Source organism: Pseudofrankia sp. EUN1h (assembly GCF_001854645.1).
In the GTDB taxonomy this organism is placed as follows: Bacteria; Actinomycetota; Actinomycetes; order Frankiales; family Frankiaceae; genus Pseudofrankia; species Pseudofrankia saprophytica.
The window spans coordinates 292712-313109 of sequence record NZ_MBLN01000049.1; the positions used below are offsets into that span (position 1 = coordinate 292712).

The 20398-nt window shown below is 72.6% G+C and carries 15 protein-coding genes; 7 read left to right on the forward strand and 8 right to left on the reverse strand.

What is annotated here, in order from left to right; all coding sequences use genetic code 11:
- Nucleotides 1-217: 217 nt before the first annotated feature.
- A complete protein-coding gene (locus BCD49_RS16120) occupies nt 218-1024 on the reverse strand; it encodes a methylenetetrahydrofolate reductase (RefSeq protein WP_071041627.1) in 807 nt (268 codons plus the stop codon).
- A 336-nt stretch (nt 1025-1360) separates the two neighbouring features.
- Between BCD49_RS16120 and BCD49_RS16125 the strand changes: the two genes are divergently transcribed.
- Nucleotides 1361-2200, forward strand: a complete 840-nt coding sequence (locus tag BCD49_RS16125) for an alpha-ketoglutarate-dependent dioxygenase AlkB (protein WP_007515366.1) — start codon at nt 1361-1363, stop codon at nt 2198-2200.
- Nucleotides 2201-2225: 25 nt separating this feature from the next.
- On the forward strand, nt 2226-3992 hold the full coding sequence (locus BCD49_RS16130; protein WP_007515367.1) for an alkaline phosphatase D family protein: 1767 nt from the start codon (nt 2226-2228) through the stop codon (nt 3990-3992).
- 72 nt (nt 3993-4064) lie between these two features.
- On the opposite strand, the gene BCD49_RS16135 is transcribed toward BCD49_RS16130, so the two are convergent.
- A complete protein-coding gene (locus tag BCD49_RS16135) occupies nt 4065-5021 on the reverse strand; it encodes a hypothetical protein (RefSeq protein WP_007515368.1) in 957 nt (318 codons plus the stop codon).
- A 267-nt stretch (nt 5022-5288) separates the two neighbouring features.
- On the reverse strand, nt 5289-5999 hold the full coding sequence (locus tag BCD49_RS16140) for an SDR family NAD(P)-dependent oxidoreductase (protein ID WP_007515369.1): 711 nt from the start codon (nt 5997-5999) through the stop codon (nt 5289-5291).
- Nucleotides 6000-6122: 123 nt separating this feature from the next.
- Between BCD49_RS16140 and BCD49_RS16145 the strand changes: the two genes are divergently transcribed.
- From BCD49_RS16145 to glsA, 4 genes are all read left to right on the forward strand, one after another.
- Nucleotides 6123-7031: a helix-turn-helix domain-containing protein gene (locus tag BCD49_RS16145; protein ID WP_035924870.1), complete on the forward strand. Its 909-nt coding sequence runs from the start codon at nt 6123-6125 to the stop codon at nt 7029-7031.
- Nucleotides 7032-8276: a CoA transferase gene (locus BCD49_RS16150; RefSeq protein ID WP_007515372.1), complete on the forward strand. Its 1245-nt coding sequence runs from the start codon at nt 7032-7034 to the stop codon at nt 8274-8276.
- A 106-nt stretch (nt 8277-8382) separates the two neighbouring features.
- Nucleotides 8383-12075, forward strand: coding sequence for a DEAD/DEAH box helicase (locus BCD49_RS16155; protein WP_007515373.1), 3693 nt, complete (start codon nt 8383-8385; stop codon nt 12073-12075).
- A gap of 237 nt (nt 12076-12312) precedes the next feature.
- Nucleotides 12313-14193: a glutaminase A gene (gene glsA / locus BCD49_RS16160; RefSeq protein WP_083401482.1), complete on the forward strand. Its 1881-nt coding sequence runs from the start codon at nt 12313-12315 to the stop codon at nt 14191-14193.
- A 45-nt stretch (nt 14194-14238) separates the two neighbouring features.
- Here the strand turns inward: glsA and BCD49_RS16165 are convergent, their stop codons facing one another.
- On the reverse strand, nt 14239-15594 hold the full coding sequence (locus BCD49_RS16165) for an NAD(P)/FAD-dependent oxidoreductase (RefSeq protein WP_007515375.1): 1356 nt from the start codon (nt 15592-15594) through the stop codon (nt 14239-14241).
- On the reverse strand, nt 15591-16004 hold the full coding sequence (locus tag BCD49_RS43565; RefSeq protein ID WP_157845228.1) for a ferredoxin: 414 nt from the start codon (nt 16002-16004) through the stop codon (nt 15591-15593). The genes BCD49_RS16165 and BCD49_RS43565 overlap by 4 nt, the downstream gene beginning before the upstream one ends.
- On the opposite strand from BCD49_RS43565, the gene BCD49_RS43570 reads away from it, so the two are divergent.
- The gene (locus tag BCD49_RS43570; protein WP_157845227.1) at nt 16003-16593 is read left to right on the forward strand and encodes a hypothetical protein; all 591 of its coding nucleotides are present in this window, start codon (nt 16003-16005) and stop codon (nt 16591-16593) included. The two genes, BCD49_RS43565 and BCD49_RS43570, sit on opposite strands and share 2 nt — an antisense overlap.
- 78 nt (nt 16594-16671) lie before the next feature.
- Here BCD49_RS43570 and BCD49_RS16180 read toward each other — a convergent pair whose 3' ends face one another.
- The 3 genes from BCD49_RS16180 to BCD49_RS16190 all read right to left on the reverse strand — a co-directional run bounded on the left by BCD49_RS16180 (nt 16672) and on the right by BCD49_RS16190 (nt 20214).
- A complete protein-coding gene (locus BCD49_RS16180; protein ID WP_241832336.1) occupies nt 16672-17475 on the reverse strand; it encodes an iron reductase in 804 nt (267 codons plus the stop codon).
- Nucleotides 17476-17718: 243 nt separating this feature from the next.
- Nucleotides 17719-18558 carry an ABC transporter ATP-binding protein gene (locus tag BCD49_RS16185; protein WP_007515379.1) on the reverse strand — a complete coding sequence of 280 codons (840 nt, stop codon included), beginning with the start codon at nt 18556-18558 and terminating at the stop codon, nt 17719-17721.
- A 99-nt stretch (nt 18559-18657) separates the two neighbouring features.
- Nucleotides 18658-20214, reverse strand: a complete 1557-nt coding sequence (locus BCD49_RS16190) for an ABC transporter permease (RefSeq protein ID WP_007515380.1) — start codon at nt 20212-20214, stop codon at nt 18658-18660.
- Nucleotides 20215-20398 lie beyond the last annotated feature (184 nt).

Below are 20398 nucleotides of genomic sequence, written 5' to 3' on the forward strand. Positions count from 1 at the left end.
GAGGTCGTCCGCGGGCGGTATTGGCTTCCTGCCAGACACCCAGGGCGGCCGGAAGATCGTCGCCGCGCGCGAGACGGATCTCCACCGGCGCTGGGGCCAGTACAGGTTCCATGGTCCGCTGATCGCCCGCTACCGCTCCCTGACCGCTTTCAGTGGGGAGTTACGGCCGCGCTATCCGGCAGGGGGTACCAGGACCTGCGAGAAACGGCCCGGGCGGTTAGAGAAGGTCCTCAAGTCGGGTGGCGACCTGGCGGTAGCGGCTGACCGGGACGAGGTGCACACCGGCGAAGGCGCCGCTGTCGCGCAGCCGTAGCACCTGGTCGCAGGCCGCTTCGACCCCGGCCGCTTGGTCCCGTTCGACTGCTTGGACGAGGTCGTCGGGGATGTCGATGTCGGGGATGGTCGCGGCGAGGCGGCGGGCCATCCCGGCGCTCGCGAGGACCATGACGCCGGCGTAGATCGGCAGTTCGACCGGATGGGCGTCGCGCCAGCGCAGCAGGGCGTCCACCGAGTAGCTGACCTGTACGAACAGGAAGTCGGCCGCTCGTTTCCATGTGGGCAGTGGACGTAGGCCGGCCGCGGCGCCGACCCGGAACGCCGGCATGTCCGCGAAGACCGGATCCTCGCTGGCCGCGCGGGCCTCGTCCATCATCGCGCGCACGGTCAGGTCGCTGGTCCGGTTCCCGGCGGTGGGTTTGTCGCCGTGGACGAACAGGAATTCCTCGACGCCGTAGGCCGCGGCGGTGAGCAGGTCGCGGCGGAAGCCGAGCAGGTTACGGTCGCGGGAGTTCACGCAGGCGATGCTGCGTCCCCCCATCGTCTGCACCTCGTGGGCGACGGCGATGCTCGACACCGTCGCGCGTCCGATGTGGTTGTCGGGGATCAGGAACGCGTCGGTGACGGGGCTCAGGACGCCGATCTGGTGGCGGGCGTKGGTCAGGTCCGGCCGGGTCGGCGGCTCGATCTCGCAGATCAGCTCGAAGCTGCGCACCGGACGTTCGTGACCCGCCGTGGATTCCTGCATCCGGACAGGATAGGACGCCACGATCCACCGACCACAGCCACACCGCACGGGTGCGCTGCACCGCTTTAGCACACCGTAGGAACAGCCTGGGTAGGAAACCCCGACTGCGAAATGTCCGGCTGCGCCAGCAGGGCTCCGGCACGTTCGCGTTATGACCGGCCTGTCCGAGGATCGTCCGCGTGACGATCTGTCCGGCCTGTTCTTGCCCCGTTCGGCGATCTCCAGCCAGGGCAGCTTCGGCACCGCGCTGTCCAGTGCCGCCAGCTCGGCGCGCGTCTCCCGAGCACCCGCCATGTCCACCAAGCTCTTCGAACACCTGTTTGATAAGGTGATCTCATGGTGGGAGCACCATTCCAGGCATCACTGCTCGACACGGATCTGTTCGACCCGGACCTGCTCGGTACCGCCCCGCTCGACGCTGTCCCGCTCGACACCGGCCCCACCGGCGTAGGCGGGCGGGGCGCCGGATCGGCGGTGCGGGACGCACCACTGGGCGCCGGGCTTCGACGGCAGTGGCTCGCCGGCGGGGCGTGGGTCGACGTGCGGCGGCGCTGGATCGCGGGGGCGGACTCGCTGTTCGAGCGGCTGCGCGCCGAGGTCCCCTGGCGGGCCGAGCGGCGGCCGATGTATGACCGAACCGTCGACATACCCCGGCTCCTCAGGTTCTACGGCGAGGGCGAACCGCTTCCCGACCCGGCGCTGGACGCGGCCAGGCTGGCCCTCGACGAGCACTACGCGGCCGAGCTCGGCGAGCCGTTCGCGACCGTCGGGCTGGCCTTCTACCGCGACGGCCGCGACAGCGTCGCCTGGCACGGCGACCGGACCGGCCGTAGCGCCACCGAGGACACGATGGTCGCGATCCTGGTCCTCGGCGCCCCCCGAGCCCTCGTGCTACGCCCCCGCGCCGGCGGTCCCGCCGCTCCCCGCCGGGCCACCCACCCAGGCGGCGCGCTCGCCGGTGCCGATGGCCGCGTCGGCGCTGACGCCGCGGCGGGCGGGCACGCCGGCAGCGTCGGGGCCGGCGGCCCGACGACGATCCGGCACGAGCTCGGCCACGGCGACCTGCTCGTCATGGGCGGCAGCTGCCAGCGCACCTGGGAGCACGCCGTCCCCAAGACGGCTCGGCCCGTCGGCCCCCGCATCAGCGTCCAGTTCCGCCCCCGCGGCGTCCGCTAGCCGGTCCAGGGGCACCATCGTCCCCATGACCAGCCTTCTCCTCGGACCCCTGCACCGGTATGCCGACGCCAGCCGGGCGTCCGTGTGGGTGGAGACCGATGTCCCCTGCGAGGTCGAGGTACGGGCCGGGGAGGCTCCAAGGGCGAGCACGCCGACCTTCACCGTCGGCGGGCACCATTTCGCGCTCGTGACGGTGGACGGGCTGGAGGCGGGTCGGGCCTACCCCTACGAGGTGTGGCTCACTCCGGCCGGGGAGCCGCCCGGCCCGGCGGTGCGCGTCTGGCCCGAACCCGGGACGGCCGGGCCGCCGAGCCTGCTGCGGCCGGTCGGCGAGGGCCGGCCGGTCAGGCTGGTGTTCGGGTCCTGCCGGGTGACGGCGCCGCAGGCGAAGCCGTACACCCTCAACTCCACGGACGACCCGCTCGGGCTGGGCACGGACGCGCTGCACGCGCTCGCGCTGCGCATGGCCGAGACGGATCCAGGAACCTGGCCGGACGCGCTCCTGCTGCTCGGCGATCAGGTCTACGCCGACCACGTGTCGCCGACGACGGCCGAACGCATCCGCGAGCGACGCGACGTCACCGCGCCGCCCGGCGAGGAGATCGCCGACTTCACCGAGTACTGCTGGCTCTACCAGGAGGCCTGGTCGCAGCCGGAGATCCGCTGGCTGCTGTCGACCGTCCCGACCGCGATGATCGCCGATGACCACGACATCCGGGACGACTGGAACATCTCGGCCGCCTGGCGTTCCTGGGTCCAGGCCCAGCCGTGGTGGGACACCCGCGTCACCGGCGGGATCATGGCCTACTGGCTCTACCAGCACGTGGGCAACCTGAGCCCCGAGGCCCGCGCCGCCGACCCGACCTGGCGCGCGGTGACGGTGCCGACCAGCGGCGACGGCCTCGACCGGGTGGACGGCGAAGGTGTGCTGCGCGCCGTGGCCCGCCGGGCCGACCAGATGGCGGACCTCGTCGCGCCGGCGGCGAACGACCCCGACGGGGACGGGAGCTCGGGGGGCCTTCCGGCGCCGCGCTGGAGCTACCGCTGGGATCTGGGCCGCACCCGGCTCGTCGTCATCGACTCCCGGCTGGGCCGGGTCGTCGCCCCCGACGGGACGCGGGCGATGGTGCGCGACACCGAGTGGGCCTGGGTCGAGGGCCAGACCCGGCACGCGGGCGAGGTCGACCATCTCCTGCTCGCCACGTCCGTGCCCTACCTGCTCACGCCAATGATCCACAACGTCGAGGCCGCCAGCGAGCGGGTGGCCTCCGGCCGGTTCGGGCGGGTCCTGGCGGCCCGGGCCGAACGCGCCCGGCAGGCCCTCGACCTCGAGCACTGGGCCGCGTTCGGCCACTCGTTCCGGCAGATGTCACGGCTGCTGTGCACGGTCGCCACCGGCGGGCACGGCCCGGCGCCGGCGAGCGTGGTCGTCCTGTCCGGCGACGTCCACCACGCCTACCTGGCCCGGGCGCATCCGGCGGGCGGAGCCGCGGCGTCCCCTGTCTGGCAGGCGGTGTGCTCGCCGTTCCGCAACCCGCTCGGTCCGGGCATCCGGCGGATGGACGCGCTGTCCCGGCTCAGGGTCTCGGCCGGCGTCTCCCGTCTGCTGGGCCGCCTGCTGGGTGCCGAGAAGCCCGAGTTCGGCTGGACGGTGACCGAGGGGCCGTGGTTCGACAGCCAGCTCGCCACCCTCCTGCTCGATGGCCGCGCGGCGACGCTGCTCCTGGAGAAGACCGAGCCGGACGGCGAACCCGGAGGCCTCGACGAGGTCCTGCGCACCCCGCTGACCTGAGCGGCGCCGGATTCCGACCGGCTGGCCATGCCGGCGTGGTGCGGCATCAGACACAGCTGATAGCCGACCCGCCTACTGAGGCTGCACGACGGCCTCAACGGTGGCCGCGGTGAACGCACGCCGATGCCAGAGGTCGAGCACCTCCAGATCCTCGCAGGCGAGGATCTGCTCACGGACGGCGTCAGGAACGAGCATGCCGCGCTCGGCAAGCCCAGTCAGCACCGAGCGCCTCCGCTCCTCCACACGACCCTCCGCACGGCCTTCCGCACGGCCTTCCGCCCGCAACTTCGCGTCGAGTGCGCGGTAGTGGTCGCTGTAGAACCTGTGGCCCACGGTCTTGACCATGAATGCCTCCCAACGTGCCCGGGCGTCCGGGGGCAGCCCGGCGCAGACAATGTCATCATACGAGATTGCCGTCTCGAGGTTGACCGTTCCCAGCGCGGCCACCAGGGCGGGGAAGATCTCGTCGACGTCGGCGTCCCGGCCGTGGCAGATCACCGAGAATACCGCGAATGCCGGGTCCGCCTTGGCGTCGTCGACGTCGACGACCCGCGGTACGTCGAGGGGCGAGAAGATAATCGGCCGCAGAGGCACGAAGCGGTCCTCGGGGTCGAACAACTTCCGGTAACGCTCGGCCACCGCGGGGTCAGAACAGTAGACGAGCAGTACGGTTCTGACCCGCAGTCTGACCGTCATATGTGCCACGTAAAGCAGCCAGGTCCACTGCTTCTCGGGGTCCCAGCGACGCTGCACCTCCAGCACGACACCCAGCTCCGCGCGGCCGCCCGCACGGCGGAACAGCTGCGCCCCGTCGGCGTGGTACGTGCGGGGCGCCATCATCCGCATCGCCGTACTCGGCTCGACGACGTCCCGAAACTCGGGGGCCGGGTGCCCAAGCCTCGGCAGCAGCCTTGTCACCACCTCCGGGCCCATCGTCAGTATCTCGATCGGCGCTTCATGCTCCCCGCTCGGCATGCCGCCAACCGTACGAAACTCCGCCGGATACGACAAATAGGCCGCCGTTTTCATCGATCCAAACGACCTTCCGACGAAAATTCTCCGGATGAGACTCTCACAGCCGCACAGAGGGAGAAAGTCCCGAGATGATTGTCCCCTTACGCTCAAAAGCGAAGACGAGCGCTCGAAAACGCGAGAAGAGCGCTCGTCGAGCGCTCTTCTCGCGTTTCGGCGCCGACCCAACACCGATGACTGACCATCTGGCGCCGCGACGCTGTTCGCACGGTTCCAGCCCGACGCGGCGCGCCCGCCCATGCTCGGACGGTGGCCCGGCTGGTGCTACCAGGGGACGGGACCAGACCGGTCGAAGAAGAGCGCGGGAGCCGTCGCCGCAGTGCAGGCCTGGACGATGGCGTCGGTGCCCTCGGTGACGGTCTGGGGACCGCTGAAACCGTTGAGCGCGGTCGCGGTGTAGCCGGGGTCGACGACGCGGACGTCGACGTCGGGCAGCGACTTCGCGTACATCGTCGCGACCATGTTCAGCGCGGCCTTGGACGACGGGTAGACGAGCCCGTGCAGGGTCGACTCGAGCCGGTTCGGGTCCGTCGTGACCCCGAACGAGCCCATACCGCTGGACACCATGACCAGCCGGGGTGCCGGCGACTCGCGCAGCAGCGGCAGGAACGCGTGCGTCATCCGGACCGGGCCGAGCAGGTTGACGCCGAAGACGGCGAGGAAGTCGGCCGCCACCGTGTCAGCCGGCTGCTTGCGGGTGCCGGAGATACCGGCGTTGTTGACCAGCACGTCCAGCCCGGTACCCGCGGCACGGACGGCCGCGAGGGCTGCGGCCACGGAGTCGTCGCTGGTGACGTCGAGCGGCACGACCCGAAGGTCGGCGCCAGGATGCTCGGCGGCGATCGACGCCGCGGCCTTCTCGCCGAGGTCGGCGTCGCGGGAGCCGAGCCAGATGGTCCAGCCGAGGGCGGCGAGGCGGCTGGTGGCCTCCAGGCCGAGGCCCTTGTTGGCCCCGGTGATCAGCACGGTTGTCATGGGCCCAGCATCCGGCGACGGCGCGCGGTCCCGGGAGGGCCACGCGGTCGTGGGACCCGCGGTACCACCCTCGTCCCGCCCGCGGGTGGGACCATCGACCTCATGCGGGCGCATGCTGGACGCATGGCTGTCGACCGGGTGGGACTCGCGGAGGCGATCCGTCGCGCCAGGGAGCGGATCAGGCCCGAGGACGTCGGGCTGCCCGCCGGTCCGCGCACGGCCCGGCGGGTCGCGGGGTTGCGCCGCGAGGAGCTCGCCCTGCTCGCCGGGATCAGCGTCGACTACCTCGTCCGGCTGGAGCAGGGACGCGGGCCGCGGCCATCCATGCAGGTCCTGCAGGCGCTCGCGCGGGCGCTGCGCCTCGACACCGCGGGCCGCGACCAGCTGTTCCACCTGGCCGGGTGGGCACCACCCACGCCGGGGACGATCGAGCTGCATGTCCGACCGAGCGTGTTGCGCCTCATCGACCGGTTCGTCGACCTGCCGGCGGTGCTCCTGAGCGCCAAGAGTGACGTGCTGGCCTGGAACGCCATGTCCAGCGCGCTGCACGGCGACTGGTCGGCCGTCCCGCCGGAACGGCGCAACCTCAACCTTCTGCGGTTCCTGCCCGACCCGGACCTCGACGCCCACCGCAGCCGGGTCGGGGAGACGGACGACGAGCGGGATGCCACCGCCACCCAGGCCGTCGCCGCGCTGCGCTCCGCCGCCGCCCGCTACCCCAGGGATCAGGGCCTGACGGAGCTGCTCGCGCGGCTGCGCGCCGGCTCGGCCGAGTTCCGTCGTCTCTGGGCCGGCGGCCAGGCCGGCGGCTGGCGCAGCCACCGCAAGACCATCGTCCACCCGTCGCTCGGCCCGCTGACGTTGGACTGCGACGCCCTGCACGTCCCCGACGTCGACCAGTCCGTGGTCGTCTACTCCGCGCCGCCCGGCACCCCCGAGGCCGAGGCCCTCGCCCTCCTGCGCGTCGTCGGCACCCAACGGCTCACCGTGGATGCGCAGCCACTGCTTACCCAGCGAAAGGACGGGAGGTAGATGGGGACGACCGGTGCCTGGCTGTCCGCCGCTCTGCCTGTTCTCGATCTGGCCACCCTCTCGGTGGAGGCGGTTCGGGCGGCCGCCGTCCGCGCCGGGGTGACGGGCCCGATCGTCACCGCCGCGCTCGATCCCGAGCGCGTCGCCGCCGCGTTTTGCAGTGAGCGCCTTTTCCGGGACGGCGAGGCGGGCGCCAGTGCTTTCGCGCCGCTTTCCGGCTTCTTCCGGGCCGATGACGGGTTCGTCCGGACGCACGCCAACTATCCGCACCACCGCGACCGGCTCCTGCGAATCCTCGGTCTGGTCGAAGCCGACCGGGAGACCGCCGCCAAGGCAATCGCCTCGCGATCCGCCGCCGAGCTCGAGGACCTGGCGGTCGAGGCCGGCGCGATCGCCGTGCGCGTCCGGACCGAGGCCGAATGGCGTGCCAGCGCCCCCGGGGCGGCCGCGGCCGTGGGACCGCTCCTGCACACGACGGAACGCGACGACACCGCGGCCCTCGCCCTGCCCGGCGGCGCGCTTCCCCTGGCGGGGGTGCGGGTGCTCGACCTGACCCGGGTGCTCGCCGGCCCGGTCTGCGGCCGGACGCTGGCCCTGCTCGGCGCGGACGTCCTGCGCCTCGACCCACCGGTCCTCGCCGAGATCGGCTGGCAGCACCTCGACACGGGCCAGGGCAAGCGGTCGGCTCTCCTCGACCTGCGCACCGACCTTCCCCGCGCCCAGGAACTCCTCGACCGCGCCGACGTGCTGGTGACCGGCTACCGGCCTGGCGCCATCGAGGCCTTCGGCCTGCGGACACCCCCGGGGCTGATCCGCGCCCGGATCAACGCCTGGGGCGACACCGGGCCGTGGGCGGGCCGGCGCGGGTTCGACTCCATCGTCCAGGCGGCGTCGGGCATCTCGATGGCCGAGAGCAAGGACGGCACCACGCCAGGGGCGCTTCCCGCGCAGGCGATCGACCACGGCACGGGCTACCTCCTCGCGGCGGCGATCATCGACGCGCTGGTGGCGAGGGCCGCGGACGGCCGGGGCCGCGAGGTCTCCGCCGCCCTCGCGCGCACCGCGACCTGGCTGCTGGACGCCCCTGGCCGCGACCCGAGCCCTCCGCCGGCCGACACGCCCGGGGCGCGGGGCGCGGTCACGCATGGCCGGATCACGACGGCACGCCCGGCAGTCCCCGGCTTTGACGACTATCCCCATCCCGCTCACCCCTGGGGCGCCGACCCGGCCGCCTTCCTCTCCTGAGCCGACGGGCAGCCGGCCACGGGGGCGTGGGCTCCCGGTGGGCCATTGCCGGCGGAACAAAAACACCTAGCCGGCGGAAACGGACGCCCCTGCTAGGTTGCCGACCATGGCTCCCCCGTCACGGCACTCCCCCGCCGCCGGGCCGGCCCTCGGACCCACCATCGCCGGTCTGCGCGAGGCCGTCTCCAGCGCGACCTACGCCCGGGGCTCGTCGTACGCGCTGCACGGCAACGTCGTCGACATCCGCTGGGACGAGGCCGCCGGTGAGCTGCTCGGCCGGGTACACGGCACCGAGCCGAAGCCCTACTCGACGATCGTCCGGTTCAGCGGCAACGGGGCGTCGCGCCGCTTCGGCACGGGTCTCTGCTCCTGTCCGGTGGGTTTCGACTGCAAGCACGTCGTCGCCCTGGTTCTGGCCGCCGCCGACGACCAGGCCGACAACCGGGCCCATGGCGGACCGGCCGCGTCGGCATCCACCATGGCGCGGGCGGCCACGCAGGCGCTGGAGGCGCTGGCCGCGACCGCGCGGCGGGCGGGTGCGGTCTCCGTAGGCCTGAACGCCGCGCGGCCGGGCACCGCCAGGAAAGGGACGTCCGCCCGGCGGGCTCCGGCGCAGCCGGCCTGGGAGCAGTCGCTCGGCGAGCTCCTCGAGCTGGAGGCCGACGACGATCCCCTCGCATGGCACCCCGGCGGGTCGACCCCGACGCTTGGCGGAGCCACGCCGCTCGCCGTCGAGCTGAGCCTCGTCGCGGACGCCGGCGCGGAACCTCGGGTGACCGCACGGCTCGTCAAGCAGGGCAGGACCGGGTGGGTGAACGCGGTCAGCTGGGACCAGCTGACCGCCTGGCACCATGTCACCGAGTACCTCCCGGCCCACCTCCAGGTGCTGCGGGAGCTGTTCGCGCTGTCCAGAGCGCGGCAGTCGTCGTACCGCTACAGCCACCACCACGTCGATGGCAGACGGCTGGACCTGTCGACGTTCGACAGCCGGGCGCTGTGGGCGCTGCTCGACGAGGCCGAGAAGGTCGGGCTGCGGCTCGTCCATGGCCGCAGGAAGCTGGGCGACGTCGCGCCCTACCGGCACGGCGAGCTGGTCCTCGACGTCACCCACGAGCCCGTCGGCGAGAACGACGGCGACGGTGGCCGCGATGGAGGTCGAGGTGGCGGTGGCGGTGAGCCGGGGGCGCTGACGATCGCGCCGGTGCTGCGCCTCGACGGCCAGCTCGCCCCCGAGCTGGCGCCGTTCTCCTTCATCGGCGAGAACGGGCACGGGGTCGTCTGTGTCGACCGGGCGGAGACCGGCGCGTCCGCCGACCGCCGCGACTGGCACATCCGCCTCGCCCGCCTCGCCGAGCCCGTCCCCGCGCCGCTACGGCAGATGACGCTCACGGGCCGGCGGCTCGCCGTCCCGGCGGCCGGGCAGGGACGGTTCCGCGCCGAGTTCTACCCGCGGCTGCGCCGGCTGGCGCCCGTCGTGTCCAGCGACGGCTCCTTCGACGTCCCCGAGGTGTCCCCGCCCACGTTGGTGCTGCGGGCGGCCTACAGCGAGGACCACGACCTCGACCTGTCCTGGGAATGGGCGTACGACCTCGACGGCGAGCAGGTCCGCGCTCCGCTGCTGCCGGGTGGCCCGCCCGGCGGCCGGACGCCGGGGGGCGACCTGGCCGCGGGGGCGCTCGCCGGGCCACGGGACGTCCGGGCCGAGCAGCGGGTGCTCGCCGCGCTCGACCTGCCGCCCGCCGCCGCCGAGCTGCTGGCCGCGGCCAGGGAGACCGCCGAGGCGGAACGGTTCCTGGCCGCGTCCCCCGTGGCCGGCATAGCCGGCGGCGGGCCCGGCGGGCCCGGCCAGCCACCGCTGCCGGCGCCAGCGGCCGCGCGGCTTCGCGGGGCCGAGACGATGCGGGTGACGACGGAGCTGCTCCCGCTGCTGGCGGGGCGGCCGGGGCTGCGGGTCGAGGTCGACGGCGAGCCGGCCGACTACCGCGAGGTCGGCGACAGCCTGCGCATCGCGCTGTCCGTCGACGACGTCGAGGGTGACAACGACTGGTTCGACCTGGGCATCACCGTCACCGTCGAAGGCCGCCAGATCGGCTTCCGGGACCTGTTCGTCGCGCTGGACCGGGGTGACGAGTACCTGCTGCTGCCCGGCGGCGCCTACTTCAGCCTGCGGAAGCCGGAGCTCGCTGCCCTGCGCCGGCTCATCGAGGAGGCCAGGGCGCTCGGGGACCGGTCGGGCGACAGCCCGCGGATCAGCCGTTTCCAGGCGGGTCTGTGGGAGGAGCTGGCCACGCTCGGCGTCGTCGAGCGGCAGGCGGCCGCCTGGCGCGAGCAGGTCGGCGGGCTGCTCTCGGCCACGGCACCGCGCGCGGACCTGGCTGCTCCCGCGGCGCTCGCGGCGACGCTGCGCCCCTACCAGCTCGACGGCTTCCGGTGGCTGGCGTTCCTCTGGGAGAACCGGCTGGGCGGGATCCTGGCCGACGACATGGGCCTCGGCAAGACCCTGCAGACCCTCGCCCTCATCTGTCACGCCCGCGAGACCGCCCCCGGGGCGGCCGGGGCGTTCGCGCCGTTCCTCGTCGTCGCGCCGACGAGCGTCGTCGCCAACTGGGCGGCGGAGGCCAGCCGGTTCGCGCCGAGCCTGCGGGCCGTCACCATCGTCGACACGGCGAAGCGCCGCGGCGGCGCGCTGCGCGACGTCGCCGCCGGCGCGGACCTGGTCGTCACGTCGTACACCCTGTTCCGCCTCGAGATCGACGACTACGCGGCGCTCGACTGGTCCGCCCTGGTGCTCGACGAGGCGCAGATGGTGAAGAACCACCAGTCCAAGGCCTACCAGTGCGCCCGGCTGCTGCCCGCGCCCTTCAAGCTCGCGATCACCGGCACTCCGATGGAGAACAACCTCATGGAGTTGTGGTCGTTGCTGTCGATCGCCGCTCCCGGCCTGTTCCCGAACCCGGCCCGGTTTCGCGACTACTACGCCCAGCCGATCGAGCGCCGGCACGACCCGGAGCTGCTCGCCCGGCTGCGTGGACGGATCCGGCCGCTCATGCTGCGCCGCACGAAGGAACAGGCCGCCCCCGAGCTCCCGCCCAAGCAGGAGCAGGTGCTCGAGGTCGACCTGCATCCCCGCCACCGGCGGCTCTACCAGACCCACCTGCAACGGGAGCGGCAGAAGGTCCTCGGCCTGGTCGGCGACCTGGGCCGCAACCGGTTCACGATCCTGCGCTCGCTCACCCTGCTGCGCCAGCTGAGCCTGCACGCCGGCCTCGTCGACGACGACCACGCCGACCTGCCGTCCGCCAAGATCGAGACCCTGTTCGAGCAGCTCACCGACGTCGTCGGGGGCGGGCACCGCGCGCTCGTGTTCAGCCAGTTCACCGGCTTCCTCGGCAAGGTCCGTGACCGGCTCGCCGCCGCCGGTGTCGAACACTGCTATCTCGACGGCAAGACCCGCGACCGGGCAGCGGTGCTGGAGCGGTTCAAGTCCGGGTCGGCGAGCGTCTTCCTCGTCAGCCTCAAGGCCGGTGGCTTCGGCCTGAACCTCACCGAGGCCGACTACTGCTTCCTGCTCGACCCGTGGTGGAACCCGGCCACCGAGGCGCAGGCCGTCGACCGCACGCACCGCATCGGCCAGACCCGCAACGTCATGGTCTACCGGCTGGTCGCCCGCGACACCATCGAGGACAAGGTGATGGCGTTGGCGGCCCGCAAGGCGCACCTGTTCAGCAGCGTCATCGACGACGGCGACGCGTTCGGCACCAGCCTCACCGAGGACGACGTTCGCCACCTTTTCACCTGAACGGCCCGTGCTGGCCCCGCGACGACGGCGACAGGAACAAAGCGGACCCGCCAGACAAGGTTACGCTCCGGTAACATCATCATGGTCTGCTCTCCCGATGCGCAGTCGCGAGGGGCGTTCACCAGGCGTTCTGACGTCATCTGGACCTGGCCGACGGACGGCGGCCACCGCCGACGCAGGGTGGCATCGGCGCGACGCGCGCGACCAGCGTCTCGGCCGCCCGGCCAGGGGCGTCCGGTGAGCGGCGACGTCGAGTCGACCCGGCTGCTTGGATCCGCGCCCATCCCGATCGTCGCCCCCGACGGGCCGCTCGATCGGATACTCGACGACATCCACGCCCGCTTCGGCGCGACGACGGATGGCGCGGTCGCGAGCTACATCCCTGAGCTGGCCGGCGCCGATCCCAGCCTCTTCGGGCTCGCGCTCACGACGATGGACGGGCACGGATACACGTCCGGCGCCACGTCGACGGCCTTCACCATCCAGTCGGTCTCCAAGCCGTTCGTCTACGCCCTCGCGCTGGCGGACCGCGGCGTGGACGAGGTGACGCGCAGAGTCGGTGTAGAGCCCTCCGGCGACGCCTTCAACGCGATCACCCTCGAGCCGGGCACCGGGCGCCCACTCAACCCCATGATCAACGCCGGGGCGATCATGGCTTCCAGTCTTGTCGACGGCGCGAGCGCGGCCGCACGATTCGAGCGGATCCGCGCCTGGTTGTCGGCGTTCGCCGGGCGCGAGCTCGACGTCGACGAGAAGGTCTTTCATTCCGAGCGGCTCACCGGCGACCGCAACCGGGCCATCGCCTACCTCATGCGCAACGCCGGTGCGTTGACCGGAGACGTCGACGAAATCTGCTCCACCTATTTCCGGCAGTGCGCCGTCAACGTCACCTGCGAGGATCTGTCGGTGATGGCGGCGACGCTCGCGCACGGCGGGGTGAACCCGGTCACTCACCGCCGCGTTCTCGCCGAGGAACTGGTCAGCCGGGTTCTGACCGTCATGACGACCTGCGGGATGTACGACAACGCCGGGATGTGGATGCTACGCGTCGGAATACCCGCCAAGAGCGGCGTTGCCGGCGGCATCTGCGCCGTCCTCCCGGGCCAGCTTGGTATCGGCAGCTTCAGCCCGCCGCTCGACGCCGCCGGCAACAGCGTTCGCGGCGTACTTGCCTGTAAAGAGCTGTCCGAACGGTTCGGCCTACATCTGTTGCGCGCACCCGGCCTGCCGGCCCATCCCGTGCGGTCGACCTACCGGTCCGATGCCTTCAGCTCGAAACGCGTGCGCTCACTCCGGGAGCGCCTCGCGCTCGCCGAGCACGGCGCCGAGATCATCATCCACGAGCTTCAGGGCGAGCTGGAGTTCGCCAGCGCGGAGCGGCTCGCGCGCACCGTCCGATCGAACCTCGACGGCGTCCGCTGGGTCGTCCTCGACCTGCGCCGGGTGGGACGCATCGACGAGACCGCCATGCCGCTGCTGATCGGGCTCGTCGACGAGCTCACCGGCCGCCGCGTCACCACGATCTTCGCGGACCCGAACGGGCTCGCGGGCACCAACCGCCTGCTGCGGGACGGCTGGAACACCMAGCGGGTCCGCGACACCGAGACCGCGCTGGAGTGGGCCGAGGAGGCGTTGCTCAACGCGCGGGACATGCAAACCCTGTCGCCGTCGGTCCGAGTGCCGCTCGGGGTGCAGGAGCTGCTCGCCGAGGTGAGCAGAGAACAGGGGGCGCGGCTGCGCGCGCTGACGCAGACCCGCCTCTACGCCAAGGGCGACATCGTGTTCAAGGAGGGCGACCCCGCCGACGCCCTCTACTTCGTCACGCGGGGCCTCGTGAGCGTCGACACGAGAACCGCCGGCGGCCGGCGTCGCTTTCGCCTCAGCACCGTGCCGGCGGGCAGCGCGTTCGGCGAGCTGGCACTGGTCGACGGCGGCGCCCGGTCCTCGCGGATCGTCGCCGTCGAACCGACGGAGTGCCAGGTTCTGACCGTCTCGATCTTCGAAAAACTGCGCCAGCAGGACCCATCCCTGTGCGACGCCCTGTTCCGCGCGATCGCCCGCTCGCTGTCAGCCCGACTCCGGCAGGCCACCCAGGAGATCCAGAGCCTGGAGGCCTGACGGGAACACCGGGCGTCCCCGTCGGCGACGGCGCGAGCGGGTGGCTCAGACCGTCGCCATCGGCATGCGGGCGACGGGCATGCCGGCAGGGGTCGAGGCGTCCAGGGGCCAGCCGATGAGGTCGGCGTACTCGAGCAGGCGCGCGCCGGCGTTGGCGCTGACCGCGCCGACGACCACGCCCTGGCGGGTGTAGACGGCGACGAACTCCAGGGCCTTGGTCGAACCTTCCGCCAGGCAGCAGGCGTCGGCCAGGCCGGGGCGCCCGACGCCCTGCAGGCGGACGCCGAACTGCTCGGTCCAGAACCGCGGCGTCGGGGTGAACGCGGCCGCCTGGTCGGGGCCGAGCAGCAGCGCGTCGGCGGCCGCCTGGCCGTGCTCGGACGCCGTGATCCAGTGCTCGACCCGCCGGGGCGTCCAGTCGAACAGCAGGTTGGGCCAGCGGGCGACGTCACCGGCGGCCACGACCGACGGCGTGAGCGCCGGGGTCGTGCCGTCCATGAGGACCGCGTGGGTGGTCGGCCCGGTGAGCACACCGTCGGTGATGTCCAGCCCGGATCCCTGCAGCCAGCGCGTCGCCGGCAGCGCGCCGACCGCGACCACGGCGACGTCCGCGTCGACGCGGCCGCCATCGTCCAGCCAGATGCTGACGCCAGCACCGGACCGCGGCCGCTCCGTCAGCGAGTCCGCGGTCGCCCACCGCACCGGGTTGCGCCCGAGCATCAGGGTGACCTGGTTGGTCCGGTGCAGGCGCGTCATCAGGCCGCCGACCTGCTTGCCGATGGCCGACGACATCAGCGCGCTGCCTCTGCCGATGACGGTGACGTCCAGGCCGCGGCCGCGGAGGCTGGAGGCGATCTCACAGCCGATGAAGCCGGTGCCGATCACGGCGATGTGCCGGGCACCGTCGGCCAGCCGCCGGCTCAGGCCCCGAGCGTCGGCCATGTCGCGCAGCGTCCAGACGTGGTCGGACCAGACCGGCGCGCCCGGGAGGTGCCGGGCCTCGACCCCGGTGGCGATCACCAGGCCGTCGTACTCGACCTCCTCGCCGCGGGCCAGCAGCAGCCGGTTGCTGGCGACGTCCAGGCCGAGCGCCCTGGTGCCGAGCCGCCAGACCGCGTCCAGGTCTCGGAAGACGGGCAGCTTCAGGTCACCGAGACGGCCTGTCCTGGCCAGCAGCTGCTTGGAGAGCGGGGTTCGGTTGTAGGGCTTGTGCGGCTCCTCGCCGATGAACACGATCTGCCCGTCGAAACCGCGCTCGCGCAGGCGTTCCGCGGCGCGCAGACCGGCGATGCCCGCGCCCGCGATGACGACGACGTGGGGCCGCGGTTGGTGCTCGATCCTGGCCCAGCCGACGCGGGCCAGCGCGTGCGCGATGTCCGGCCTGGGACGAGGCCGGGTCATCGCGCGTCGCCGTCGAGGGTGATCGCCTGCATGGGGCACAGGCGGGCCGCCTGCCGGACGCTCGCCATCTGGTGCGACGGCGGCGACGCGTCGTAGTAAAGCCGGTGGTCCTCGGCCAGCAGGAAGCTGGCCGGCGCCTCCTGTTGGCAGATGGCGTAGAGGTGGCAGCGGTTGTTGTCGACGCTCACCACCGCCGGCTCAGACCGGCGCCGCGGGCCGCCGGGCCGGCGCCGCACGCTGGGCTGAAACGCGGCCCGGCCGCTCTGCCGGTTCAGGCCCGAGCCACCGAGCGGGGCCAGCGGCGCCACGTCCAGCGGACCGGTGCCCATCGCGGGCCGCGGGCCGGTCCCCGACCTGGCCACGAGCGGGCCGGTGCGCTCCGCGGGCACCGGGAGCGAGGCGCTCGGCATGACGACACCGGACCCGGTCTCCGCCCTGGCCGGGCCAAGGCTCGGCGCCGGGCCGACGGTCGGCATCGGGCCGGTGGCCATGGGACTGGTGGGCATCGGACCGGTCGGCATCGGACCGGCCAGCTGCGCCGGGTCGACGCGCGGGTCCTGGCCCACGAAGGCAGACTGCGGACCGGTGGCCGAGGCAGGCCTCGGGCCGGAGCCGGCGATGGGAACCGGACCGGTGGGCGGCACCGCGGCGATCGCGTCGCGCGGCCAGGATGGATGCGACCCGTCGAAGGGTGGCGGCGGCGGGGAGGGCACCATGCGCCAGTCCTCCGGCGGCGCCGAGGGAACGTACCCCTCCCCCGGCGGCGGCACCGACGGCGGTGTCGGCGGCCAGGCCCAGTGCGGCCCGGACGGTCCGGACGACTCCGACGGCTCCGGCCGCCTGGACCCCGGCGGCAAGGCCTGCCGCGGCAGCGGTGGTACCGGCGCAGGCGAGGACGCGGCCGGCCACTCCCCCGGCGGAGGCACCGAGGGCGTCGACCAGGCCGGGCCGGTCACCGTGAAGCCCGGGTCGGGCGGTGTGCGCGGCCGAGGCCGGTGAGCGTCCTCGGCGGAGTACTGGGGCGGCATCGACGGCGAATCCCAGGCAGGCTGCCGAAAATCGTACGGCTGGCTGTCGTCACCGACGATAGATGCCATCTTCGAATGCCTCCACGACGTCGAACCAGGGGTCGGGCTCGTCCCGACGCCCGGCTGGCGACAACGCGCGCAGCACGAACAGCGCCAGGGGAACGAACATCGCGGCCGCCATTGCCGCCCAGATAATGCTGAAGTGCTGCTCCCGCGACGCCCAGGCGCTGTGCACCGTGATCAGCACGAATCCTGGGTACGCGAACCAGTGGAACCGGTGCCAGCGCCGATAGCCGACGCGACGCTGGAACCAGATCGACAAAGCGACCAGCAGGAGGATCTCCAGGCCGAGGATGCCAGGCAGGACGTCCGCCTTGGCTCCGCCCCAGACCAGCCAGATCTTGCTCTCGGTGTAGTACGCGTCGTGCCGGAAGTAGTGCACCTGGGCGTGCACGACGGACGCGGCGAGCGCCAGCAACGCCAACATCATGTGGCCGCCATACAGCGTCTGCCTGCGGATGTGCCGCTCCGGCAGCCGGGTGATGAGAAACAGGCCCCAGATGACGGTGGCCGCCATGAAGAAAAACGCGGTGTAACCGAATATGCCAGCGATGTGGCCCAGGGTCGCATCGGTGGTGACGCCTGGCCGGACCGCCGGGCTCGCGGCTGGATGAACCGTTATAGTTCGCACGCTATGTGGCACTGCCACATCGAGCATCAACGTCGCACGCGGCAAGGTGGCCTCCGGGTTCTTTCTCCCCCCCGGCAGTACCTCTTCTTCTCCGTCGCCTTGTCGCGAAGTGTAGCAGAGCGGTTCAACACCACCCGTATCCGACTCCCCGGCACGCACCACCCGCCGGCTTCGCCGCCGAGTTCGTTGCAGAATGCACCGATAGGCGCCGGCGGCCGAGCCGCGGGAATCCAGGTCAGGCGCCGGTCCGGTAGCGGAGAACCGTTTCGCCGTCACGGTACGTGGAGACGTTCAGGCCGCTGATCTCGCGGCGGCGAGAACGACGGGGTGAGTGCCCAGGCCTGGCCAGTCGCGGCCCGGAGTCGGTATCCGGGCCGCGTTCGCGGTGTTCGGCGCGAGAGGTGCTCAGGCCTCGGTGGCGGGCGCGGATGGTGTGACGGGCGCGGGCGGTACGGCGGACACGGATGGCACGGCGGGTTTCGCCCAGGTGGGTGTAGGTGGCTCGTCCGTCCGCGGCTCGTCCGTCCGCGGCTCGTCCGTCCGCGGCTCGTCCGGGGGCGCGGTCTTCGGCGTCGGCGTGGTGTCACGCAGCTTGCCCTTGGCGATGTGCAGCCGCCGCTGCGCCCGGGCCGCGACCTGGGAGTCGTGGGTGACGATCACCAGGGTGAGGCCCTGGTCCCGCCACAGACCCTCAAGCAGTGCGATGATCTCGTCGCGGGTCTCCTCGTCGAGGTTCCCGGTCGGCTCGTCGGCGAGCAGCACCTTCGGGTCCTTCACCAGGGCACGGGCGATCGCCACCCGCTGCTGCTGGCCGCCGGACAGCTCGGCGGGCCGGTGACTGGTCCGGTCCCCGAGTCCCACCGAGGTGAGCGCCGCGGTGGCGCGGTCGCGGCGCTCGGCCCTGGGCACCCCCAGCGGTACCAGCGCGGACTCGACGTTCTCCAGCGCCGTCAGCGTCGCGATGAGGTTGAAGCTCTGGAACACGATGCCCACGTTGCCGGCCCGCAGCTTCGTCAGCCGCGAGTCGGACGCCTTCGCCAGGTCCTCGTCGCCGAGCAGGACAGAGCCGGAGGACGGCCGGTCCAGCGCGCCGAGCATCTGCAGCAGCGTCGACTTGCCGCCGCCCGTCGGGCCCTGGATCGCGACCATCTGCCCGTCGGGGATGGTCAGGTCGACGCCCTGCAGCGCGTTGACCGCCTTCTTGCCGTTCGAGTACGTCTTCGTGACGCCGGTGAGCGTGTACATGGTCGTCTGGTCGTCTCTTCCGTCGCGCCGAGTGAAGTGGTCGAGGCCGGGCTGGTCGAGGTCGTCGCCGGTCGGGGCGGTCGTCAGGTCAGGCCGCCGTCAGTCGAGGCTGCGCAACGCGGCCGCTGGACGCAGGCGGGCGGCCCGCCAGCCGCCGAACACTCCGGCGAGCAGGCCGCCAACGAGCGCCAGGCCGATGCCGAGCCCGATGACCGACCAGTGCACCGGCGCGTGCAGCAGGACGTCGACGGTGCTGCTCGCGGTCCGCTGGGCACCGCCGCCGCCACCCGCGTTGCCCCCGGCCGCCGCGCCACCACCGCCGCCGTAGCCGCCGAAGGCGCCGAACGGGCCGCCCTCCGCCCCGCCGCCGGGCGCGCCGCCCTGGAAGGCCGCTCCCCGGGCGGCGGACGCGCCCGAGCTGGTCGTGCCGGCGAGTTTGATGTGGGACGAGTTGATCGCCCAGATCCCGATCAGGCCGGCGCCGAGGCCGGCGAGGCCGCCGATCGCGCCCTGCACGAGGGACTCGACGCCGACCTGGCGGACGATCCGGCCGTTGCTCCAGCCGATCGCCTTCAGGGTGCCGAAGTCCCGGGTGCGCCGGGTGACCCCGGAGATGGTGAACAGGATGGCGAGCACGAACGCGGCCGCGAGAACGGCGATCGACAGCCACTTGCCGAGTTTGCTCACCAGCGACGACGCGCTCGACAGCGAGCCGGAGATGCCGTTGGCCAGGTCGGACTGGGTCTGGACGGTGGCGTCCGGCAGCACCTTCTTGATCGCGGCGGCGGCGCTGTCGACGGAGTCGGAGGAGCTCGCCTGAACGTAGAGGTTGGTCACCTGGCCGGACAGGTCCGCGAGGCTCTGGGCGACGCCGAGGGGCAGGTAGACGTTGGACAGCGACGTGCCGGACGTGCCCGCGTCGAGCAGGCCGACGATCTTCATCGCGGTGCCCTTGACGGTCACGGTGCCACCCACGGCGAGCTTGTTCGTGTCCGCGTAGCTCTTGGACAGCAGCGCGACGTCGGCCTTCGCGTCCGCGGCGGTGAAGGCGCGCCCGCCGACGACCTCGGCGCCGGAAAGCGGCCCGAGGGCACTGGCTCCGGGCTGGACGCCCTCGACGGTCAGGCTGTTGACGTTGAAGTTGCCGCCGCCGAACCCGGTGAAGCCCTGCGGGCCGCTGACGCCGCCGCCGCGCTGGGCCCGGAACTGCTGGCGCAGGTCGTCGAGGTTCTGCCCCGAGACCTGGCCGCTGAAGTTGGTCTGGCGCAGCATCAGCGTCGCGGTCACGTCGGCCACGCCCCGCGTGGAGCGCACGGCGTTGACCGAGGCGTCCTTGATCGCGGCCGAGCCGGGGGCGAGGCGCAGGTTGTCCGAGGAGACGTTGGTGTTCGCGTCGGAGGAGGTGCTGCCAGGGGCCTGCCCCCCGAACGTGAACTGCTCGCCGCCGCCCTGCCCTGGCTGCGCGGACTGGGTGACCGTGATGTCGGTGCCGACGCCGTAGATCGAGCCGAGCACGCTCGACTGCGCGCTGCGCACCCCCGAGGAGGCGGCGGTGACGGCGAGGATGAGGGCGACGGCGAGGGCGAGGCCGACCGCCACGATCGCGGTCTGCCGGAGCCGCCCCCTGAGCTCGCGGCGGACGTACGTCAACAGCATGGGTCTCCCTGCGGTCCAGGTAAGGGTCCGGGTCGGGTCATGGCCGGACCCGCGGGGATCGCGGAACGGGTCGGGCGCGTGAGCCGAGCGGGACACTAGGAAGGCCGGCTGTGTGACGGCTTAAGCACGGCTCATCCCCCCTTAAGGGGAGTCAGCGTTGCCGGTCGGTTGTGTCCCCGGCGCG